2 protein-coding genes are annotated in these 2,754 nt (G+C 54.2%); both read left to right on the top strand.

Features of this window, described 5'->3' with window-relative positions:
* Positions 1 to 1,158, top strand: a 1,158-nt coding sequence (locus FBQ85_28930) for a SulP family inorganic anion transporter (GenBank protein MDL1879159.1), incomplete at its 5' end; no start/stop codon positions are given.
* 145 nt (positions 1,159 to 1,303) lie between these two features.
* On the top strand, positions 1,304 to 2,754 hold a 1,451-nt coding region (locus FBQ85_28925; protein ID MDL1879158.1), incomplete at its 3' end, for a glycosyl transferase family 36.

Below are 2,754 nucleotides of genomic sequence, written 5' to 3'. Positions count from 1 at the left end.
CGTGTCACACACCGCATTCCCGGTTCATTTGTTGCCATCATCGTGATGACGGCGATCGTTCATTTTTTTGATGTGCCTGTGGACACCATCGGCAGCCGTTTCGGCAGTGTGCCGAATAATTTGCCCGCGCCGCAGCTTCCTAGCATTAATTGGAAGCTGATCACCGAAGTGTTTTCCCCGGCGGTGACGATTGCCTTATTGGCCGCCATCGAATCGTTGCTTTCGGCGGTTGTGGCAGACGGCATGTTAGGCACGCGCCACCGCTCGAATATGGAATTGATCGCGCAAGGTGTCGGCAATATTTTCTCGCCACTCTTTGGCGGAATTCCTGCGACCGGTGCCATCGCGCGCACTGCGACAAATATCAAGAATGGCGGGCGCACCCCGGTGGCGGGCATGGTGCATGCGCTGGTCTTGTTGCTCATCATGTTGTTCTTCGGGCAATATGCTGCCCTGATTCCCATGCCTGTGCTCGCGGCGATCTTGATTTACGTGGCTTATAACATGAGTGAATGGCACATGTTCGTCAAGCTCATGCGCAGTCCGCGCAGCGACATTGTAGTCTTGTTCGCCACGTTTTTACTTACAGTTTTGATCGACTTGACCGTCGCGATTCAGGTGGGCGTTGTGCTGGCGGCTTTTCTTTTCTTGAATCGCATGTCGAACGTGACGCAAGCCAGCCTCATCACCAAAGAACTTCAGAGCGACGAAGAAGAGCTGGAAGATGATCCGAACGCGATCTCGCGCCGGGAGGTTCCAGCAGGCGTCGAGGTTTTTGAAATTCATGGGCCCTTGTTTTTTGGCGCGATTGAGCAATTCAAAGATACCATGCGCCTATTGGAGAAACCTCCTCAAGTGCTCATCTTGAACATTCGCCACGTCCTTGCCGTCGACGCCACCGCATTGCAGGCCCTTGAGATTGAAGTCGCAAATGCCCGAAAGAATGGCACGGCTTTTATTCTTTCCGGCGTCCACGCGCAACCGCTTTATGCCATGCAGCAATCAGGCCTGCTTGAAAAAATCGGCGAAGAAAACGTCTGCGGCAATATTGATGACGCTTTGAATCGTGCGCGCACCATTCTCGGGCTGCCGCAAGTGTCCCGCCCGGGACCTTTTGTTGCGACAGTCGCGCGGGAAAAGCATTTGGAGAAGAATTAAGCGAGGCCGGCTTGCACGAAGAGGCTTTGCCAAACTCGAAAAGACGTCATGCGCAAATCCGATTGATTAGAGAAGAGGAAGGAACCCCTTGAAAAGCTTCAAAACGAAGTACGGCTATTTTTCCCAAGACGGCAAAGAGTATGTCATGACCACGCCGCGAACCCCGCGGCCGTGGATCAATGTGATCAGCAACGGCGATTACGGCTTGACCATCTCCCAAACCGGCGGCGGCTATAGTTGGCGCACGCATGCACAGCTCAATCGCATCACGCGGTGGGAGCAGGACCTCATCAAAGATGAATGGGGCAAATATCTCTATCTCCGCGACGAGAAAGGCAACGTATGGTCCGCGGGATGGAAGCCCGTGTGTCACGAGCCGGATCATTATGAATGCCGTCACGGCATCGGCCATAGCGTCATCACTTCGCAAAACTTCGGAGTGGAATCCACGCTGCTGATGTTTGTGCCGAACGACGAGCCGCTCGAAATTTGGAAACTCACGTTGCGCAACCGCAGCCGCCAGCCGAAGAAATTGGGCCTCTTTTCTTTCTTCGAATGGGGGCTCGGCCAAGCGCCGGATTGGCATCGCGAGTTTCACAAATCGTTCATCGAAACGAACTATGACGCGAACTTGCACGCACTCTTTGCCACGAAACGTTTGTGGGAAGTGCCGACCGATCGCGGCCATTGGAATACGGATTGGGGCTACGTTGCTTTTCACTCCGTGAACGTGAAGCCGCACAGCTTTGACGGCGATAAGGAGAGCTTCATCGGCATGTATGGCAATCAACGCGAGCCGCAGGCCGTGCGCGAAGGCAAGCTGCACAAGCGCGTGGGTAATTGGCTTGATGCTATAGCGAGCTTGCAAGCGAATGTCACGCTCGCAGCCGGTGAAGAGAAGACGATTGTGTTCACGCTCGGCGCAACGCAAGAGCGTGAGGAAGCGGCAAGCTTGATTCAGAAGTATCGCGCTATTGCGGAAGTCGATGCGGCTTTCGCGAATGTGAAGCAACGTTGGGAGGATTTGCTCGGCACGGTCGAGATCGACACGCCGGACGAGGCGATGAACGTGATGCTCAACACGTGGCTGAAGTATCAAGCCATTTCGGGGAGATTGTGGGGCCGCACGGCGTATTATCAAACCGGCGGCGCGTATGGCTTTCGCGATCAATTGCAGGACAGCCAGATCTTTCTGCCCATCGACGCGGCGCAAACGAAGAAACAAATTCTTTTGCACGCGCGGCATCAGTTCAAAGACGGCACGGTGTATCATTGGTGGCATCCCATTTCCGAAATCGGTTTGCACACGACCATCAGCGATAACTTGCTATGGCTCCCGTTTGTGCTCACAAATTATTTGCACGAGACGAACGACTTCTCATTGTTGGATTGCCGTGAGTCGTTTGTTGATGAGAAAGAGCCAGCTTCGCTTTATGATCATTGCTGCCGCGCATTGGATAAAGCTCTCGAACGTTTCAGCCCGCGCGGTTTGCCCCTCATCGGCGCATGCGATTGGAACGACGGCTTGAGCGCGGTGGGTCTCGAAATGAAGGGCGAGTCCGTGTGGCTCGGGCATTTTCTTCATTACATCTTGAA

This window comes from Cytophagia bacterium CHB2, from assembly GCA_030263535.1.
Classification (GTDB): domain Bacteria; phylum Zhuqueibacterota; class Zhuqueibacteria; order Zhuqueibacterales; family Zhuqueibacteraceae; genus Coneutiohabitans.
The sequence above is the reverse complement of the archived record's forward strand: the minus strand, read 5'-3'. Positions and strand labels throughout refer to the sequence as shown.